Genomic DNA, 17,917 nt, shown 5'->3' with positions numbered 1-17,917 from the left:
GTCGATATCTTTATTGACTGCTACACCGCTATCGCGAGCAGGCTCGCTCCCACAGGCTCGCGTGTTGGTCATTTGCTTGCGGCGGAGTCGACTCGGGGCATCTGTTCGCGCTCGTAGCGAGGGTAGAGATGACTGACACTGCGAATCAGCTCATAACGACTCAGGCTGATCCCGGCGAACCGTTCGGGAATCGGGCTGCGGATCATCTCGCCCATGTCGCTACCATTGGCGGCGCCCTCACGCATCAGTTGATCGAGCCAGCCAAGGTAGTCGCGCATTTGCTCGAAGGGTTTTGCGTCCGTGGCTAACGGGCCGTGGCCGGGGACGATGAGCGTCCACGGCAAGCCTTGCAGCGTCGCAATGTCCGCCAGCCACACCGACAATCCCGGACTGTTGGGCGTGGTCAGCGCCCGCTGATAAAACACCAGATCCCCGGCAAACAGCACGCCGGTTTTCTGGTCGAGAATAGCCAGATCAGCGCCCGTGTGCCCACCCAGGCTCAGCAGGCGCAGATCGTGATTCCCAAAAGTTCGCACGCCCGGTGTCAGCGTCTCGGTCGGCAACACCACTTCGGTGCCACGCATCCAGTCGCCCACCAGTCGGTACATGTTCTCGGCCATGGCGTCGCCCTGCTGCTTCAACAGCTCGGCTGTACCGCCCAACGCGCCGATCGGCACGTCGCTGAAGGCCTGATTGCCCAGCACATGATCGGGATGATGATGGGTCAGCAGCACCTGGATCACCGGTTTGTCGGTGGTCGCGGCAATCGCTTTGCGCATCGCTTCGCCGTAACGCTTCGATGGCCCGGTATCGATCACCACCACACCGCGTTCGGTGACAATGAACGCGGTGTTGACGATGTTGCCACCGTTGCCCTTGGCGAAATTGTCGGTGCTGCCCTCCAGCAGCCAGGTGTCTGCGGCGATCTGCCGGGGCTTGAGTGAATAGTCGAGATCGGCCAGCGCAGGAAGGCTCAGGCTCATGAACAACAGCAGCATCCAGCGCATCGCGCGCTCCTTTGAGTCAGGGTATGGCCGCATCGAATTCGTTGCCGCTGTTGTCGCGCAGCAACAAGCGCGTCTGCCCTGCCCCTTCGATGTCGAACGCCAGGCTGGGGTTTTCGCTGACGGCGGGAAACAGTTCGAGGCGGGCCAGCAACTGATCGTTGTGATCGCGCAGCTCGGCATGGTTGATGAAAAATTCCGGGATGCCGCCGACCATGCCGTTGTCCATCGGGTGCGCCACCTGCAAGCGCAAGCGGCTGAATTCACCACGGGGATAACGCCCGCCAAGCACTTCGCCGATGTGCTCCTCCCAGCCCGGTTGACTGCGCACCACGCTGGGTGCCGTGCATCCACCGCCCGCCGCATCGATCAGGGTCGAGCCGACATGCCACAGCCCATCGCGGGTCAGCACCGCTGCACGCAACGGCGTGGCTTGTTCGATACGGATGCGGATCGACAGCCACGGCAGCACGCGATCCAGCGGTTGAAAATCGACAATTTTCGGCAACGGATTGAGTTCGGCCCACGCAAGGATTTTCACCACCTCGCCCTTGAACGCCCGGGCGTCGATTTCCAGCGGCACTTGCCGGGCATCTTCGGCGAACGGCGGCGCCAGCAGCTTGACCCGCTCGTCGAACACGAACGGCGCATCGCCGAGCATTTGCTTGTGATAGAAGGCCCACATGACCGACGGTACCGGGTCTTTGCCCGGTTCGATGGCTGCCGCGTGCGCGGCCAAGGGTAGCCAGCAGGCCAACAGGCAACACGCGCTCCAGTTCACTGTTGATACATCTCCGGGACGTCATAGCGCAGGCCGTATCGGGCATAAATGGCTTTGACCGAGCCTTCACGGATCAGGGTTTCCAGGGTTTCTTCCACGGCATAGGCCAATTGACGATTGCTTTCGTGCACCGCCATGCCGATCTCCCAGAGTTGCTTGCCCATGTTCGGATAGGCGTTTTCCGCCAGCGCGAGTTGCGGGTCCGCCGCCTCGTGAACCTGCCAGTCGATCTCGCCGCGCATCGCCATGACCGCGTCGACTTCACCGGCCTTCATGGCCGCGAACGCCTGGGGCACGCCGGGGTAGTGGCGGGTTTTGCCGGCGAGCATGCCGTTGAATACCGAGGTCAGGTAGAACGACGGCACGCTGTCCACTTCGACGCCAATCGGGTGGTGTTCGAACACCGCGACACTGCCCACCGACTCCAGCCGACGGCGGTCATAAGCGACTTGCCATTGTTCGTTCTGGTACGGACCGAACATCACCACATGGCCGTTTTCCAGTTCACCCAGTTCGTTGCGCTTGCGCGCGTAATCCTGATCGTAGGGCACACGCATCATCAGGTCGGCCAGTTGCAGATCGTGCAACTGACTGGCGCGCCAGATGTAGTCGCGCAGGTCGTCGTCGAGCTTCTCGCCGGCGGGCGCCCAGATCAGTTTCAAATGCACGCCAAGGGCTTTGGCCAAGGCTTCGGCCAGTTCGACATCGACGCCACGGGGCTGGCCGGCGTCTTCGAAACTGTAGGGGGCGAAGTCTTTGTAGACCGCCACCTTCAGTTCCCCGGCGGCGATCATTTCGTCATAGGTACGGACCTGCGCCTGCACCGCCTGGCAGCACAGCAGCACAGCACTGATCAACAGAGCGAGCAGGCGCATGCATTACTCCTCGACGCGAACGCTGTCCAGGTAAGTGCGCACTGCCCACAGGGCTTCCTGACTCAGGTAATCGGCCATCTTCGGCATGTACACCCGACCGTCCCTTACGGCGCCGTGGCGGACCCGTTCGACGAACCATTCATCACCGGCCTCGCCGACATCGAGCATGCGCAAATCGGGGGCGATGCCGCCCGATTTGGCTTCCAGGCCATGACAGGCCGCGCAGTTCTGGTTGTAGGCCGATGAGCCGATCTCGATGGCTTTATCGTGTTCCGGGGAAGTGCGGTAAGGGTTCACCGCCGCCCACCCATCACCATCGACCTGCACGCCGGAGTCCTTGATCGGGGTCAGTCCCTTGGTTTCGACGGCTTGTGGCACCACGTTGCCGTGGGCCCAGACCGAACCTGCACTGATAAAGCCGGCCAGCAGTCCGGCAACGAGCAAGGCGTTGCGTTTTGTTGTCATTGTTATGCCCTCAGGATTGCACGCAAAACCTCTTGGCAGAGGCTATGGCAACCATCTTAGGAAGCGTTTCGCGCAAGCCCCATGCTGCTTTGGTGGCCGCCGTCTAATCCCTTGGTAGTAGGGCTTGTGGCGCACACCCAAATCAGGTGCCGCCTGGGAAATCTTCCCGGCAACAGCGGGACTTTTTCCGTATTCGCCACCCCGTCGAACGCACCACCCTGTGCAGGCCAAAACCTCCACTGGGAACTGCAACCATGACAATAAGATCGCTACCCGCCCTTTCCCCTTTGACCCTCGCCGTGCAAGCCTTTTTGCTGGTGAGCAGCCTGTCCCTGAGCGCTGCCGGCCAAGCCGCGACCGAACCGGCGAAGCCGACGCACAACGTGAGCTGGGAAGACATTGCCAACGATCACCTGACCACCAAGGACGTTCTGCAATACGGCATGGGCACCAACGCCCAGCGCTGGAGCCCGCTCGCTAAGGTCAACGACAAGAACGTATTCAAACTGACGCCCGCCTGGTCCTATTCGTTTGGCGACGAGAAACAGCGCGGCCAGGAATCCCAGGCCATCGTCAGTGACGGCGTGGTGTACGTCACCGGTTCGTACTCGCGGGTGTTTGCCCTCGACGCCAAGACCGGCAAGCGCCTGTGGACTTACAACCATCGCCTGCCGGACAACATTCGTCCGTGCTGCGATGTGGTCAATCGCGGGGCGGCGATTTATGGCGACAAGATCTACTTCGGTACCCTCGACGCACGCCTGATCGCGCTGGACAAGAACACCGGCAAAGTGGTGTGGAACAAGAAATTCGGCGACCACGCCGCCGGCTACACCATGACCGGCGCGCCAGTGCTGATCAAAGACAAGACCAGCGGCAAGGTGCTGCTGATTCATGGCAGTTCCGGCGATGAGTTCGGCGTGGTCGGGCAACTGTTTGCCCGCGACCCGGACACCGGCGAAGAAGTGTGGATGCGCCCCTTTGTCGAAGGCCACATGGGCCGCTTGAACGGCAAGGACAGCACCCCGACCGGCGACGTCAAGGCGCCGTCCTGGCCGAACGATCCGACCACCGAAACCGGCAAGGTCGAAGCCTGGAGCCACGGCGGAGGCGCCCCTTGGCAAAGCGCCAGTTTCGATCCGGAAACCAACACCATCATCGTCGGCGCCGGCAACCCTGGTCCGTGGAACACCTGGGCGCGCACTTCCAAGGACGGCAACCCGCACGATTACGACAGCCTCTATACCTCGGGCCAGGTCGGCGTCGATCCAAGCACCGGCGAAGTGAAATGGTTCTACCAGCACACGCCGAACGATGCCTGGGATTTCTCCGGCAACAACGAGCTGGTGCTGTTCGACTACAAGGACAAGGACGGTAAAACGGTCAAGGCCACCGGCCACGCGGACCGTAACGGTTTCTTCTACGTGGTCGACCGCAACAACGGCAAATTGCAGAACGCCTTCCCCTTCGTCGACAACATCACCTGGGCCAGCCACATTGACCTGAAGACCGGGCGCCCGGTCGAGAACGAAGGCCAGCGTCCGGCGAAACCGCTGCCGGGCGAAACCAAAGGCAAACCGGTTGAAGTTTCGCCGCCGTTCCTTGGCGGCAAAAACTGGAACCCGATGGCCTACAGCCAGGACACCGGGTTGTTCTACATTCCGGGCAACCAATGGAAAGAGGAATACTGGACCGAAGAGGTCAACTACAAAAAAGGTTCGGCCTATCTGGGCATGGGGTTCCGCATCAAACGCATGTACGACGATCACGTCGGCACCTTGCGTGCGATGAACCCGACTACGGGCAAAGTGGTGTGGGAGCACAAGGAGGCGCTGCCACTGTGGGCCGGCGTGCTGGCGACCAAAGGCAACCTGGTATTCACCGGTACCGGCGACGGTTTCTTCAAGGCCTTCGACGCGAAAACCGGCAAGGAGCTGTGGAAGTTCCAGACCGGCAGCGGCATCGTCTCGCCGCCGGTCACCTGGGAACAGGACGGCGAGCAGTATATCGGCGTGACTGTCGGCTATGGCGGCGCGGTGCCGTTGTGGGGTGGCGACATGGCCGAGCTGACCAAACCGGTGGCTCAGGGCGGGTCGTTCTGGGTGTTCAAGATTCCGAGCTGGGATAACCAGACCGCACAGAAGTAAACCACTACCCCACCCACCGCCAACCTCTGTGGGAGCGAGCGTGCTCGCGATGGACCTGAGACTGCCACGGGGCACCAGACGCCCCGCGTCTTCGTTGACGACCCTCGCGAGCAGGCCCGCTCCCACAAGGGCCCCAGAGACTTCGCCATGAACTGTCTGCCTCTACTGCTTCTATTAAGCGTTGCCACGGCTTACGCCACCGATGACGGCGACGAAGCCCCGTTGATCATCAACGGCTGCACCCTCGCCGAGCACAGCCAATGCCCCGGCGCCAACCTCAAAGGCGCCAACCTGAGCAATCAGGACCTGCGCAACATGAACCTCAGCGGCGCCGACCTGCGCGATGCCGACTTGCGCCACGCCCGCCTCGACCTCGCCAATCTGGAAAAAGCCCAACTGCAAGGCGCCAACTTGACCCGCGCCAGCCTGCAACAGAGCAACCTGCGCCTGGCCGACTTCAGCGGTGCCTCGTTGATGGCGATCCAGGGTTGGGGCCTGTTTGCCCAGGGCGCACAATTTCAGGACGCCAACCTCAGCGGCGCCTACCTGCAATTCGCCCGCCTCTCCGGCGCCAAACTGCACAACGCCAACCTGCGGGCGGCCGATCTGGAAATGACCTGGTTAAGCAAGGCTGATCTCAAAGGCGCGGATCTGCGCGATGCCAATCTGCAGGAAGCCAAGTTTGGCGAAAGCAACCTGGAGCAGGCGAACCTCAATGGTTCGCGCCAGCATTATGCGAATTTTCAGGATGCAAATATGGAGGGTTGCACCGGTTGCCCAACGACATGGAACAAGTAACCCCTCTCCTGTGGGAGCGAGCTTGCTCGCGATGGCGGCCTGTCAGTCGACATCAATTGTGGATGGAAGGCCCTCATTGCGAGCAAGCCCGCTCCCACAGGGTTCTGCGGTGGATAGAGTCACATCGCCTTGCGCACCACCCCCATATCAATCCCCAGATGCACCAGTTCGGCATGGGAGCTGACCTGCAATTTGCTCTTGAGCAACGTCAGGTGATTGGAGACGGTCTTGCTGCTGATGCTTAACTGCTCGGCAATCAACCGGGCCGGAGTGCCTTTGGCAAGCATCACGAAAATTTCCAGCTCACGCTGGGTCATGCTCTGCAAACGCGGATCACTGGCGTCGTCCTGTTGCGGGTGACAGACCAATTGAGTGGCCAGCGGTTGTTCGATATAGGCGTGGCCGGCAAGGATGCGCCGCACGGCCTCGATCAACACATCCGGGGCCGAGCTTTTGGTCAGGTAACCCGAGGCGCCCGCGTCCAGCGCCTGGCGTACCAACGGCAGCTCATCGTGCATGCTGAAAAACAGCACGCGCAATTGCGGCAGACGCTGTCGCAACCGGCGCGTGGTTTCCAGCCCGCTGATTCCCGGCAAACCGAAATCCATGATCACCAGATTCGGCACGGCTTCCTGAACCTTGGTCAGCGCCTCTTCACCCGTTGCGGCTTCACGCACTTCCATCGCCGGCAACAACGCGCGCAACAAACTCGCGTAGCCCTGACGGACCACCGCATGGTCATCCACCAGCAGAATGTTCATGAAGCCTCCAAAGGCATGCTCAAGGCCAGCGCCCAACCGGCGCCGGGGTGGCTGATAATGCGTAGGTCGCCGCCCAGACTGCGGGCGCGCTCGAACATCGAATACAAACCGACTCCCCGCCGCTGCGGCTGGAGTGCGCCGCAACCGTTGTCACGCACCAGCAAGCACAACTGCCCGCCGCGATGGTGCAGACGCACCCGCACTTCGCTGGCACCGGCGTGACGGGCAACGTTGGTCAAGGCTTCCTGCAACAGACGGTAGAGGTGGGTCTTGTCCGGCGCGGACAACATCGGCAAGTGCGCGCTGACCCATAACCGGCAATCGATCCCTTGTCGGGCTTGCCATTGTTCCACCAGCAACCCAAGGGCTTCGGCCAGCGGCAGGTGCTGCAACACCACCGGATAGAGGTCGTGCACCAGCGCTCTGAAACCTTGTTGCAGGTGTTCGCAGTTGTGTTCCAGCTCACGCACCGTGCGCTCCACGGTGTCAGGCTGATCAGCGACCAAGCGCAACAGACAGGCCTGAGCCCGAATCCCCGCCAGGTATTGACCGAGATCGTCGTGCAGGGTCTGCGCCAGATGAGTGCGCTCCTGTTCCTGCACCGCCAGTAACGTCTGGGTCAGTTGCGTGTTGTCGGCGCGTGCCTGTTCCAGTGCTTCGGTCATGCGGTTGAAATGCGTCGCCAGTTGCCGCGCTTCCGGCAGCCCCTGCGCACGCAATCGCACCTTGAGCTGGCCGCCGGAGACCTGCCGCAACGCGCGCAGCAACTCGTCGAGCAACCCCATGCCCCGGCGCACGGCCCAGCGGATGGTCAACAGACTCAACAATAACGCCAGGCCACACAGGCTCAGTAATTGTTGGAGGGAATCCCAGACCTCATCGATTTCATCCCGTGGGTCGACCGCGATCTGCACGCGTCGGCCATCCTGCAGATCCAGCACCCGCACGCCGTGCCGTGCCTCGGCAAACAGCAATCGCCCGAGCCAGGCGTCCAGCCCGTCCTGCATCGAAGGGTGTGCCGCCTCGCCCGGTTCGAGCCAGTGCACCCGCACGTGACGCAGACTTTGCGTCAGCCGTGGTTGCAGGCTGACGGGATCACGCTCGGCGGTTTCGCTCAAATATTCGACCACCGCCTCGGCGGATTGCAGCTCACGCTCCACATCCGCCAGCGCCTGATGCACCAGCAAGCCCATGCACGCCAGGGTGACCAGAGTGAAGAATCCGCAGACCCACAGGTTGATCCGCCACAGCGCTGACATGCCTAGCGCCCCGGCGTCGCGGGCAAAACCGGCAGCGACGCGGGGCGCGGGCCGTGGAGTTTGTCGATGCCGATCAGGCTCAGGATCAGCAGCAACGGCAGGAGCAGCGCTTTGAGAATACGCATGATCGATCTTCTCCAGAATGATGGCCGTTGTTGTCCATGCTAAAACCGCGCCGCCCACGGCGAGTTACTACCTTGGTACTGCCTCACTGGTACTTTCTGCATATTTCATCCTGTCCTCAGGCTTCCTATGCTGGCGCTAACCGTCGTGGAGTGCCTTATGCGCCAGCTTGCCCCTTACGCCCTGATCTACCTGCTGGCGATTGCCTGCGCTGCGGGGCTGGCGACCCAGAGTCAGGCGGCCGACGCGCCCTTGCAGGTGCAGATCGGCTACCTGGGTTATCGCCCTGATCCGGGGCCGCTACTGTCCAACGTGATTCCCGAGCCGATCGATGCCGGAGGGCGTGGCGCCGAACTGGCGATCACAGACAGCAACAGCACCGGGCGTTTTCTCAATCACAGTTACAGCCTGGCCAGCGTCAACGCCGACAGCCCGGAGGCCTTGCTTGAAGCGGCCAAGGCTCAACACGCGCAAGGTCTGCGCCTGTTTGTGGTGAACGCGCCAGTGGCCAGCCTGCGCCAACTCAGCGCGGCTCTGCCTGACAGTTTGCTGTTCAACGCCGGTAGCCCGGATGACAGCTTGCGCACCACCGACTGCTTGCCAAACGTGCTGCACACGCTGCCAAGCCGGGCGATGCTGGCCGATGCGCTGGCGCAGTTTCTGGTGGTGCGCAAATGGCAGCGGGCGCTGCTGATCGTCGGCCCGACCGCCGACGATCAAGCCTATGCCGCCGCCCTGCGTCGCGCGGCGAAGCGCTTCGGCGTGCAACTGGTCGCGGAAAAAGCCTGGAGTTTCGATAACGACCAGCGCCGCAGCGCCCAGGCCGACATGCCCCTGTTCACCCAGACCGCGGAGTACGACGTGGTGCTGGTGGCCGATGAGCGCGGTGACTTCGGCGAATACGTGCCCTACCAGACCTGGTATCCGCGCCCGGTGGCCGGCACTCAAGGCCTGACCCCGGTGGGTTGGCACAAGACCGTGGAAACCTACGGCGCCGCCCAATTGCAAAAGCGCTTCGAAGCCATGGCCGGGCGCTGGATGAACGACCGCGATTTTGCCGCGTGGATGGCCGTGCGCAGTATCGCCAGCGCCGTGAGCAAACTGCGTCAGACCGATCCGATGGCGATCCGCAACCTGGAAATCAGCGATCAATTGCCGCTGGATGGTTTCAAGGGTCGCAAGCTCAGTTATCGCCCGTGGAACGGCCAGTTGCGCCAGCCGATCCCCATCGTCCAGCCACGGGCGCTGGTCAGCACCTCGCCGCAGGACGGCTTTCTGCACCCTTTCAATGAAATGGACAGCCTCGGTTACGACAAGCCCGAAGTCAGCTGCCGCTTTCCCTGATCGTCCACAACAACGACAACAATAAGGAATCTGCCATGCGCCGCACCCTGCTTTCATGTGCCCTGCTGCTCGCTGCCGGGCACGCCGCGGCCAGCACCGCCTGGGTCTCGAACGAGAAAGACAACACCCTGAGCCTGATCGACATGCAGACCCTGCAAGTCACCGACACCCTGCCCGTCGGCCAGCGCCCGCGCGGCCTGTTGTTGTCCCACGACAACAAGCTGCTGTACATCTGCGCCAGCGATTCGGACCGGGTGCAGGTCATGGACGTGGCCACGCGCAAAATCATCAAAGAACTGCCCTCGGGCAAGGACCCCGAGCAATTCGCCCTGCACCCGAACCATCGCTGGCTCTACGTTTCCAACGAGGACGATGCGTTGGTGACCGTGATCGACACCGAAACCTCCAAGGTGCTGGGCCAGATCAACGTCGGCGTCGAACCCGAAGGCATGGCGGTCAGCCCCGATGGCAAATGGGCGGTGAACACCAGCGAAACCACTAACATGCTGCACTGGATCGACACCAGCACCCAGACCCTGGCCGACAGCACGCTGGTGGATCAGCGCCCGCGTTTCGTCGAGTTCGCACCCGATGGCAAACAACTGTGGGCCTCGGCGGAAATCGGCGGCACGGTGACGGTCCTCGACGTCGCAACCCGGCAGGTGCTCAAGACCCTGACCTTCCAGATCAAAGGCGTGCACCCGGACAAGGTGCAACCGGTGGGCATCAAGCTCAGCGCCGACGGCAAGTATGGTTTCGTCGCGCTCGGTCCGGCCAATCATGTGGCGGTGATCGATGCCAAGACCTTGGAAATCCTTGATTACCTGCTGGTCGGCCGCCGCGTCTGGCAGATGGCGTTTACCCCGGATCAGAAGCAATTGTTGGCAACCAATGGGGTCAGCGGCGATGTGTCGGTGATCGATGTCGACAGCCTCAAAGTGAGCAAATCGGTGAAGGTCGGGCGTTATCCGTGGGGCGTGGTGGTCACGCCATGAACGCACTGGAAGTCAGCGACGTGAGCTTTGCCTATGGCGCGCGGGAGGCGTTGCGCCAGGTGAGTTTCAGCCTGGCGCCCGGTCGTTTTGCAGCGCTGCTGGGGCCCAACGGTGCAGGAAAATCGACGCTGATCGCCCTGCTGACGCGGTTGTATGACTTGCAGCGTGGCGACATTGTTGTCGGCGGCTGTTCGCTGCGTAATGCGCCGCGCCCGGCGCTGAGGCAACTGGGTGTGGTGTTTCAGCAAAGCACCCTGGACCTGGACCTCAGCGTCGAGCAAAACCTGCGTTATCACGCCGCGCTGCATGGAATGTCACGCCGCCAGACCAGCCTGCGGGTCGACGCCGAACTGGCCCGGCAAACGCTGACCGAACGCCGTCGCGAACGGGTTCGCGAACTGAACGGTGGCCATCGTCGCCGGGTGGAAATCGCCCGTGCGCTGCTGCATGAGCCACGCCTGTTACTGCTCGACGAGGCCAGCGTCGGCCTCGATCCGGCCAGTCGATTAGCGCTCAATCAACACATCCGCAGCTTGTGCCGCGAGCAACACCTCAGTGTGCTCTGGACCACCCATTTGCTGGACGAGGTGCAACCGAGCGATGACTTGCTGATTCTCCATCAAGGACGCTTGGTCGCCAGTGGACAAGCCGATGCCCTGAGCCTGGAACACGGCGGCGACCTCGGTTCGGCTTTCGCGCGTTTGACCACCTCGGGAGCCGTGCGATGAATGCTTACTGGCAATGCTTCAGCGGCATCGTGCTGCGTGAATGGCTGCGTTTTGTGTTGCAGCGCACGCGGTTTCTCAGCGCGCTTGTCCGGCCGTTGCTGTGGCTACTGGTGTTCGCCGCCGGTTTTCGCGCAGCACTCGGGATCGCGATCATTGAGCCCTACGACACCTACATTCCCTACGAGGTCTACATCATTCCAGGTTTGGCCTGCATGATTCTGCTGTTCAACGGCATGCAAGGTTCGCTGTCGATGGTCTACGACCGGGAGATGGGCAGCATGCGCGTGCTGCTCACCAGTCCCTTGCCCCGCACGTTTCTGCTGTGCAGCAAATTGTTGGCCACGTCGCTGATTTCGCTGTTGCAGGTGTACGCCTTTCTGGCGATTGCCTGGGTGTACGGCGTGCAACCGCCGGCCATGGGGCTGTTGATCGCCTTGCCGGCGCTGTTGCTGGTGGCGTTGATGCTCAGCGCGCTGGGCCTGTTGCTGTCGAACGCCATCCGTCAGTTGGAAAACTTCGCCGGGGTGATGAATTTCGTGATCTTCCCGCTGTTTTTCCTGTCGTCGGCCCTGTATCCGCTGTGGAAGATGCGCGAGTCGAGCGAGTGGTTGTATTGGCTGTGCGCCGTGAACCCGTTTACCCATGCGGTGGAGCTGGTGAGGTTTGCACTGTATGAACGCTTCAATCCGTTGGCGCTGGCGGTGTGTGTGGGGCTGACATTGTTGTTTGCCCTGCTCGCCGTGCTCACCTTCAACCCGCAACACGCCGCCTTACGCAAAGGCAACTGACCAGCCAAATCCCCCTGTGGGAGCGAGCCTGCTCGCGATGGCGGAGTGTCAGCCGACATCAATGCCGGATGTGAGGGCCTCATCGCGAGCAGGCTCGCTCCTACAATTGGATCTCCATCAAACATGGCAAAATTACTACTTTAGTACTGGTTTTCCTGTCTATCGTCGCATTCCCAATGCACCGAGACTGGCATGTAATGGGCTCATAACTATAAGGACTGAACCCATGCCGCGTGCCCGACGTGTTCTGCTGCGCCCTTCCCTCGCCGTGTTATCGCTGAGCCTGTTGCTGGGTGTCGCACACGCTGACACACCGCTGTTCTCCGCCGAAGGCTATCGCATCGGCCTTTATCGCAGTCCGACCCCGAATCAACTGCAAGGCGCGTCCATTATCGATACGCCAGCCCTGCAAACCCTGCTCTCCCAGACACCACGCCCGATCTTGATCGACGTCTATCGCCGTCAATGGCTGCAAGGTCGCTTCATCGAAGACCAGCCCCATGAGAACCTGCCCGGCAGTCATTGGCTGGCCAATACCGGCGATGGCGACCTGACGCCCGACTGGCAGGGCTATTTTGCGCGTAACCTGAACACATTGACCGCGGGCGATCTTGCGCAACCGCTGGTCTTCTACTGCCGCTCCGATTGCTGGCTGAGCTGGAACGCGGTCAAACGCGCCGCCGCCATGGGCTATAAGACTCTGTATTGGTATCGCGACGGCCTGGATGCCTGGCAAGCGGCGAACCTGCCGGTGACGCCCGCCCGGCCCGAACCTTTTCCCTGACCTTTACGCGTGGGTGTTGTTGCCACACCATAATCAAAATAATGAGGTGAAAGGCTATGTACAAAATTCTGATTGCCGACGATCACCCGCTGTTTCGCGAAGCCATTCATAACGTCATCAGCGACGGTTTTCCGGGCAGCGAAGTCATGGAAACCGCCGACCTCGACAGCGCCCTGGCGCTGACTCAGGACCACGACGACCTGGACCTGATCCTGCTCGACCTGAACATGCCCGGAATGCACGGCCTGAACGGCCTGATCAACCTGCGCAACGAGGCACCGACCATTCCGGTGGTGATCGTCTCGGCTGAACAGGACAAGCAGATCGTGCTGCAAGCCATCACCTATGGCGCGGTGGGTTTCATCACCAAGTCCTCGCCACGGGTGCAAATGACCGAGGCGATCCAGCAGATTCTCAACGGCAACGTCTACCTGCCGCCGGACATCATCCGCACGCAAAAAAGCGGCACCCACCGCCGGATGAACGACAATCCGAGTTTCCCGCCGGAACTGCTCCAGGCCCTGACCCGCAAGCAATTGCTGGCGTTGGAGCGCATGACCAAAGGCGAGTCGAACAAACAGATCGCCTACACCCTGGAAATCGCCGAAACCACGGTCAAGGCCCACGTCTCAGCGATCCTGCGCAAACTCAATGTACACAACCGGGTGCAGGCGATCCTGAGTGCCGGGGATATTGATTTCGGGTCTTATCTGCGGCGTTGATTCTGGTACACCGAGTCGCTCCCCATCGCGGGCAAGCCCGCTCCCACAGGATTTGTGTTGGAACACTGCAGAACCTGTGGGAGCGGCGGTGCGACGATTCGACTTGCCCCACACATCGCGAGCCTCAAGGCCGGCCGAGCAAATGACTCATCGCCGTCTTCAGCTTCATCGGCCGCACCGGTTTGTGCATCAAGGTGTGCCCCAACTCACGAATCTGCAATTTGAGTTCATTGCTGTAATTGGCCGTGATCATCATCGCTGGAATGGCTGAGCCGCGTCGGGCGTTGATCCGCGCCACCGCATCCACACCGTTCTGCTCGTCATCCAGGTGATAATCGGCAATCAGCAAATCCGCTTCGGCGTGATAGTTGTCCACTTGCCGTGCCAGATCCTGCTCCGACAGCGCCGTCACCACCAGGCACCCCCATCCTTCGAGCAACGTACGCATGCCGGCACAAATCGCCGCGTCGTTGTCCAGTACCCACACCCGCGCGCCGCGCAGACGCTCGAGCATCGGCTCACTCATCAGCAGGTTCGGCAGTGCCTTGGGTGCCGTAGCGCTCAGCGGTACTTCGACGGAAAACATCGAACCCTTGCCCGGCCACGAACGCACGTGAATACGGTGCCCGAGAATCCCGGCAATTTTCTCGACAATCGCCAGCCCCAGACCCAACCCGCGATCCTGATCCGGACGTTGCACATCACCGCGTTTGAACTCCTGGAAAATCTCTTCCAGGCGGTTGTCCGCAATGCCCATGCCGCTGTCCCAGACCTCGATCGACAGGCGCTGATGATGCCGCCGACAACCGAGCACCACACGGCCACTGTAGGTGTAGCGAATCGCGTTGCTCAACAGGTTGCGCAGGATCCGTGCGAGCAATTGAATGTCACTGCGCACCAGCGCCGAACAGGGGATGAAATGCAGCTCCAGCCCTTCACTGCGGGCCACCTGGGTGTACTCGGCAGCGAGATTTTCCAGCAATTCGCTCAAGGCGAACGGCGCAATGTCGGCCTTGATCACCCCGGCATCGAGCTTCGAAATGTCCACCAGCGTGCCGAGCAGATTCTCCACGTCTTCCAGGGAATTGCTGACATTGCGCACCAGAATCTCGTTGGCCACCGGCTCCCGCCGTTCGAGCAAGGCGCTGGTAAACAATCGCGCGGCATTCAGTGGCTGCAACAAGTCATGGCTGACAGCGGCGAGAAACTTGGTCTTCGACAGGTTGGCCTGCTCGGCTTCGAGCTTGGCTTCACGCAGACGTGATTCAACCCGACGACGTTCGTCGATCTCGCGCAGCAGCTGATCATTGAGGTTCGTCAGCTCCGCCGTACGCTCACGCACCCGCAGTTCAAGGTTCTGATAGGCCTGGTGCAACGCCTCGGCGGTGCGGCGGCGCTCGGTGATGTCGCGGATCAACACGAAAATCCCCACCACCTCCCCGGTAGCCAGCCGATTGGGCACATAGGAGCGCAGCATGTAGCGCTCCTGGTTGTTGATGTTGGTTTCGGCGAACTCGAACGTCACGCTTTCACCGGCCAACGCCCGCGCCACGTAGGCCTCCAGGCGCTGGTAATGCTGTTCGCTGTGCACTTCGCGCAGGCTCTGCCCGAGCATCACGCCGCGAGGCCAGCAGTACCATTCTTCGTAGACCTTGTTGGTGAACTCGTAGACCAGATCGGCATTGAGGTAGGCGATCAGCGCCGGTACGTGGTCGGTGATCAGGCGAATCCAGCGCTCGCTTTCGCTCAGCGCTTCGGCGTGCTGATAGCGTTCGGTGATGTCGGTGAAGGTGTTGACGAAGCCGCCGGTGGGCAGCGGATGCGTGCGGATTTCCAGGACCCGGCCATCGTAGAGGCGCTGCTCGCATTCCTGCACCGGGCGCCCGTTGCCGTCGCGGCTGGCCGGGGTCAGCAGGTTCAACTCGCTGTCGGCGATCACTTCGGCGAACGGCCGATGCGCCGCCACCGGCGCAAGGCCGCTGAGCTCGAGAAAGCGCCGGTTCCACAATTCCAGAATGCCGTCGGCGTTGACCATCGCCACGCCTTGGGACAGGTTGTCGACCGCCCGTTGCAGCAAATGGGATTTCTGCGCCACCGCCTGCTCGCGGCGCATGGTTTCGCTGAGTTTGACGTCAGTGATGTCGGTGAAGAGGATCACCCTCCCGCCTTCCTGGGTCGGCCGTTCGCTGACTTGCAGCCAGCGACCGTCCTGCAAACGGAACAGCAGATTTTCGTCGGCCTGCCCGCGCGGTTCTTCGGTAAACAGGCCGGTGGACAGCATCAGCCGCTTGACCTCGGCCAGGCGCATGCCGGCGTTGATCCGCACCCGACTGTTGCCCCAGAACGCCTTGAAGCGGCTGTTGAACAACACAATCCGCTGCTCTGCGTCGAACAGCACAAAGGCGTCGGAGATGCTTTCGATGGCGTCAATCAAGTGTTGATGCGCAGTTTCCGCACGCAGGCGCGCTTCGCTGAGCAAATGGTTGCCTGACTTCAGTTCGGCCATGGCCTGGTTCAAGGCGTCGGTGCGCTCGCGTACCTGTTCGGCCAGCACCACCGAATGCTGGAACGCCGCGTACGGGTCGTTGCCGCGAGTGATACCGGATTCGATCCGTTCGATCAGCGCGCCATTGATGCGCTGCAGTTTCTGGTTTTCGTGCCGCAGGCTGGCGATCTCTGCCTGAAGCTCAGCGATGTCCAGGGGACCGGCCTCGGGCAATGGCAACCCCGGTGAAGGTCTGGTTGATGTGCATGCCATTGAACTGTTCTCCGTAGGTGTTGAAACCCATCACCCGCTGGTCTCGCAAAAACGTGCCGATCTGCTCCAGGCTGCCGCCGTCTTCCAGTTCCATGCGCCTGAGAAAGCAGTCGCAGCCGATGGTCAGCAACAGGTCGCCGAGGCGGTCCTGCAAACCCTCGAACAGATTTTGCAGGTTCGGCAGCATCGGGCCGGGCGTCATGACCGTGAGGACGATGCCGTTTTCCACCGCACAGTAGAAACTCAGGCTCAGGTCCGGATGCACCTGCTGGATCGCCCGCACGTAATACTGATCGTTGATCCGCACCGCCAGCGGGTGTGCGGCGAAGACCCGGTGATCGAGCTCGGCCACGGGCACGCCGATGTGCCGGGCGTACTCCTCGGCGGCGGGTTCGGCATTCAGTTCGAAAACCCGGCGCGAAGCGCTGTCGGCTCCGGTGACGACCAGTTTTTCCGCCCGCGGCAGGATGTGGTGGGTGGTGAAGACTTCGAAATCCAGCCAGGTGTTGACCAGCACCACCACCGCCGCGCCACTGTGGAACTCGCCATTGAAATAGACGTGGGTATGGGTCAGGTAATTGTCGTCGCCGGCCGAACCGCCGAAATGCGGAATGTCGCCCAACGCCGCACTCAGCGCCGCGAGGACCATTTCTTCACGACTGGACAAACCATCAAGCAGGGTCAGGGCAAAGCTGTTGCCCTTGATAGGCGCCAGGGTGTTGCTGCGACAGCCACTGACCAGACGTTCGACCATTTGCTGGGCGTCGATCAGGCTGAAGCGCTCCATCTCGGAGATCAGCTCGGCGTCGATGGAAAAATGCCGATGGTCGAACCCCACTGCCGTCACGCAGTTGCGACCGTAACCCAACGGAGTGATTTCACCGGCGCTGGTGCAGCCGACCAGGCGAATACCGCCGAAGCTTTGTTGCAAGGCCTGACCCAGCGCCTGCAAGTCGTACTCGGCGGAACAGAAAAACAACACGAACCCCAAATGCGGATGCAACAGCTGCCGCGCCAGTTCCTGAGCCACCTGTTCGGCATCGGTCGACTGGGACATTGCACTGACGACACCTTCGCTCTGAACCTGCTGCATCGTCGCCTCCCGCAGGTGCGCATGTATGAGGTTGGAGTGTACGAAGGCTACGGGCTGCCACGTATGCTACTTGGGTAGCGGTCAGGCGGTTCGATGGGATGATATCTGTCCGGGTGTTCGATTTTTGTGGCGAGCGAGATTGCTCCCGCCGGGTCGCGAAGCAGCCCCCAAAAACCAGCCGATGCGCGACCAGAATCGGGGGCCGCTTCGCGACCCGGCGGGAGCAAGCTCCCTCGCCACAGATGATCTAAATGTCAGCGGTTACCAGGTCAGCACCGCCCCCACTGCAAAGGTGTCGGTGTCTTCATTCTGCGCGCTGGTGTCGTGGCCATTGATCTCGAACTGGTTGTACTCGGCCACCAGCTTCAGGTTGTCGTTGACGTCATGAAACAGCGCAATGCCGCGAGTCTCGTAGTCCGCACCGCTGCCGACCACACCATTGCCGTCGTCCTTGGTCTTGCCGTAGGACAAGGCCAGGCGGTTTTTCCCCAG

17 protein-coding genes and 1 pseudogene are annotated in these 17,917 nt (G+C 61.5%); 8 read left to right on the top strand and 10 right to left on the bottom strand.

Going from position 1 to position 17,917, the window contains the following annotated elements; genetic code table 11:
- Positions 1-68 precede the first annotated feature (68 nt).
- Genes Q7W83_RS13405 through pedF form a run of 4 tightly spaced genes read right to left on the bottom strand, consistent with a single transcriptional unit; the run spans position 69 to position 3,125 of the window.
- A complete protein-coding gene (locus tag Q7W83_RS13405; protein WP_150639992.1) occupies positions 69-1,007 on the bottom strand; it encodes a quinoprotein relay system zinc metallohydrolase 1 in 939 nt (312 codons plus the stop codon).
- 16 nt (positions 1,008-1,023) lie between these two features.
- Positions 1,024-1,785, bottom strand: coding sequence for a quinoprotein dehydrogenase-associated SoxYZ-like carrier (locus Q7W83_RS13400; protein ID WP_150630494.1), 762 nt, complete (start codon positions 1,783-1,785; stop codon positions 1,024-1,026).
- On the bottom strand, positions 1,782-2,660 hold the full coding sequence (locus tag Q7W83_RS13395) for a substrate-binding periplasmic protein (protein ID WP_150639991.1): 879 nt from the start codon (positions 2,658-2,660) through the stop codon (positions 1,782-1,784). Before Q7W83_RS13395 ends, Q7W83_RS13400 begins: the two co-directional genes overlap by 4 nt.
- A gap of 3 nt (positions 2,661-2,663) precedes the next feature.
- Positions 2,664-3,125 carry a cytochrome c-550 PedF gene (gene pedF, locus Q7W83_RS13390; protein WP_150630492.1) on the bottom strand — a complete coding sequence of 154 codons (462 nt, stop codon included), beginning with the start codon at positions 3,123-3,125 and terminating at the stop codon, positions 2,664-2,666.
- A gap of 254 nt (positions 3,126-3,379) precedes the next feature.
- On the opposite strand from pedF, the gene exaA reads away from it, so the two are divergent.
- A complete protein-coding gene (gene exaA, locus Q7W83_RS13385) occupies positions 3,380-5,272 on the top strand; it encodes a quinoprotein ethanol dehydrogenase (RefSeq protein ID WP_150630491.1) in 1,893 nt (630 codons plus the stop codon).
- 147 nt (positions 5,273-5,419) lie between these two features.
- Positions 5,420-6,070: a pentapeptide repeat-containing protein gene (locus Q7W83_RS13380; protein ID WP_150630490.1), complete on the top strand. Its 651-nt coding sequence runs from the start codon at positions 5,420-5,422 to the stop codon at positions 6,068-6,070.
- A 119-nt stretch (positions 6,071-6,189) separates the two neighbouring features.
- Here Q7W83_RS13380 and Q7W83_RS13375 read toward each other — a convergent pair whose 3' ends face one another.
- The 3 genes from Q7W83_RS13375 to Q7W83_RS13365 are packed head-to-tail and all read right to left on the bottom strand — an operon-like array spanning position 6,190 to position 8,215.
- Entirely contained in the window at positions 6,190-6,831 is a 642-nt protein-coding gene (locus Q7W83_RS13375) for a response regulator (RefSeq protein WP_150630488.1), read from the bottom strand.
- Positions 6,828-8,090 (bottom strand): HAMP domain-containing sensor histidine kinase, encoded by a 1,263-nt coding sequence (locus Q7W83_RS13370; RefSeq protein WP_150639989.1) that lies wholly within the window; start codon positions 8,088-8,090, stop codon positions 6,828-6,830. Before Q7W83_RS13370 ends, Q7W83_RS13375 begins: the two co-directional genes overlap by 4 nt.
- A gap of 2 nt (positions 8,091-8,092) precedes the next feature.
- Entirely contained in the window at positions 8,093-8,215 is a 123-nt protein-coding gene (locus Q7W83_RS13365) for a hypothetical protein (RefSeq protein ID WP_263596733.1), read from the bottom strand.
- 157 nt (positions 8,216-8,372) lie between these two features.
- Between Q7W83_RS13365 and Q7W83_RS13360 the strand changes: the two genes are divergently transcribed.
- The 6 genes from Q7W83_RS13360 to Q7W83_RS13335 all read left to right on the top strand — a co-directional run bounded on the left by Q7W83_RS13360 (position 8,373) and on the right by Q7W83_RS13335 (position 13,574).
- Positions 8,373-9,557, top strand: coding sequence for an ABC transporter substrate-binding protein (locus Q7W83_RS13360; protein ID WP_150630486.1), 1,185 nt, complete (start codon positions 8,373-8,375; stop codon positions 9,555-9,557).
- Positions 9,558-9,592: 35 nt separating this feature from the next.
- A complete protein-coding gene (locus Q7W83_RS13355; protein WP_473656187.1) occupies positions 9,593-10,552 on the top strand; it encodes a YVTN family beta-propeller repeat protein in 960 nt (319 codons plus the stop codon).
- Positions 10,549-11,280, top strand: coding sequence for an ABC transporter ATP-binding protein (locus Q7W83_RS13350; protein WP_150630484.1), 732 nt, complete (start codon positions 10,549-10,551; stop codon positions 11,278-11,280). Before Q7W83_RS13355 ends, Q7W83_RS13350 begins: the two co-directional genes overlap by 4 nt.
- Positions 11,277-12,068, top strand: a complete 792-nt coding sequence (locus Q7W83_RS13345; RefSeq protein ID WP_150630483.1) for an ABC transporter permease — start codon at positions 11,277-11,279, stop codon at positions 12,066-12,068. The genes Q7W83_RS13350 and Q7W83_RS13345 overlap by 4 nt, the downstream gene beginning before the upstream one ends.
- A 226-nt stretch (positions 12,069-12,294) precedes the next feature.
- The gene (locus tag Q7W83_RS13340) at positions 12,295-12,852 is read left to right on the top strand and encodes a PQQ-dependent catabolism-associated CXXCW motif protein (protein WP_150630482.1); all 558 of its coding nucleotides are present in this window, start codon (positions 12,295-12,297) and stop codon (positions 12,850-12,852) included.
- A 56-nt stretch (positions 12,853-12,908) separates the two neighbouring features.
- Entirely contained in the window at positions 12,909-13,574 is a 666-nt protein-coding gene (locus tag Q7W83_RS13335; RefSeq protein ID WP_473656186.1) for a response regulator, read from the top strand.
- A gap of 124 nt (positions 13,575-13,698) precedes the next feature.
- Here the strand turns inward: Q7W83_RS13335 and nahK are convergent, their stop codons facing one another.
- The 3 genes and pseudogenes from nahK to Q7W83_RS13320 all read right to left on the bottom strand — a co-directional run.
- Complete coding sequence (gene nahK, locus Q7W83_RS13330) at positions 13,699-16,332, bottom strand: hybrid sensor histidine kinase/response regulator NahK/ErcS' (RefSeq protein ID WP_412070965.1); 2,634 nt, start codon at positions 16,330-16,332, stop codon at positions 13,699-13,701.
- Positions 16,262-17,425, bottom strand: a complete 1,164-nt coding sequence (nosP, locus tag Q7W83_RS13325; protein ID WP_150630480.1) for a nitric oxide-sensing protein NosP — start codon at positions 17,423-17,425, stop codon at positions 16,262-16,264. The genes nahK and nosP overlap by 71 nt, the downstream gene beginning before the upstream one ends.
- Positions 17,426-17,686: 261 nt before the next feature.
- A pseudogene (locus Q7W83_RS13320) lies at positions 17,687-17,917 on the bottom strand (porin); the annotation flags it as partial.

This window comes from Pseudomonas sp. 300, assembly GCF_055803035.1.
Note: the sequence above shows the minus strand (reverse complement) of the source record. Positions and strands in the feature narration are given on the sequence as shown.

Bases quoted from the DNA above. Each gene is read 5' to 3' on its own strand.
- Q7W83_RS13350 (WP_150630484.1), top strand. From the start codon at position 10,549: ATGAACGCACTGGAAGTCAGCGACGTGAGCTTTGCCTATGGCGCGCGG.
- Q7W83_RS13345 (WP_150630483.1), top strand. From the start codon at position 11,277: ATGAATGCTTACTGGCAATGCTTCAGCGGCATCGTGCTGCGTGAATGG.
- pedF (WP_150630492.1), bottom strand. From the start codon at position 3,125: ATGACAACAAAACGCAACGCCTTGCTCGTTGCCGGACTGCTGGCCGGC.
- Q7W83_RS13395 (WP_150639991.1), bottom strand. From the start codon at position 2,660: ATGCGCCTGCTCGCTCTGTTGATCAGTGCTGTGCTGCTGTGCTGCCAG.
- nahK (WP_412070965.1), bottom strand. From the start codon at position 16,332: ATGGCATGCACATCAACCAGACCTTCACCGGGGTTGCCATTGCCCGAG.
- Q7W83_RS13340 (WP_150630482.1), top strand. From the start codon at position 12,295: ATGCCGCGTGCCCGACGTGTTCTGCTGCGCCCTTCCCTCGCCGTGTTA.
- Q7W83_RS13375 (WP_150630488.1), bottom strand. From the start codon at position 6,831: ATGAACATTCTGCTGGTGGATGACCATGCGGTGGTCCGTCAGGGCTAC.
- Q7W83_RS13335 (WP_473656186.1), top strand. From the start codon at position 12,909: ATGTACAAAATTCTGATTGCCGACGATCACCCGCTGTTTCGCGAAGCC.
- Q7W83_RS13405 (WP_150639992.1), bottom strand. From the start codon at position 1,007: ATGCGCTGGATGCTGCTGTTGTTCATGAGCCTGAGCCTTCCTGCGCTG.
- nosP (WP_150630480.1), bottom strand. From the start codon at position 17,425: ATGCAGCAGGTTCAGAGCGAAGGTGTCGTCAGTGCAATGTCCCAGTCG.
- Q7W83_RS13370 (WP_150639989.1), bottom strand. From the start codon at position 8,090: ATGTCAGCGCTGTGGCGGATCAACCTGTGGGTCTGCGGATTCTTCACT.
- exaA (WP_150630491.1), top strand. From the start codon at position 3,380: ATGACAATAAGATCGCTACCCGCCCTTTCCCCTTTGACCCTCGCCGTG.
- Q7W83_RS13360 (WP_150630486.1), top strand. From the start codon at position 8,373: ATGCGCCAGCTTGCCCCTTACGCCCTGATCTACCTGCTGGCGATTGCC.
- Q7W83_RS13355 (WP_473656187.1), top strand. From the start codon at position 9,593: ATGCGCCGCACCCTGCTTTCATGTGCCCTGCTGCTCGCTGCCGGGCAC.
- Q7W83_RS13380 (WP_150630490.1), top strand. From the start codon at position 5,420: ATGAACTGTCTGCCTCTACTGCTTCTATTAAGCGTTGCCACGGCTTAC.
- Q7W83_RS13365 (WP_263596733.1), bottom strand. From the start codon at position 8,215: ATGCGTATTCTCAAAGCGCTGCTCCTGCCGTTGCTGCTGATCCTGAGC.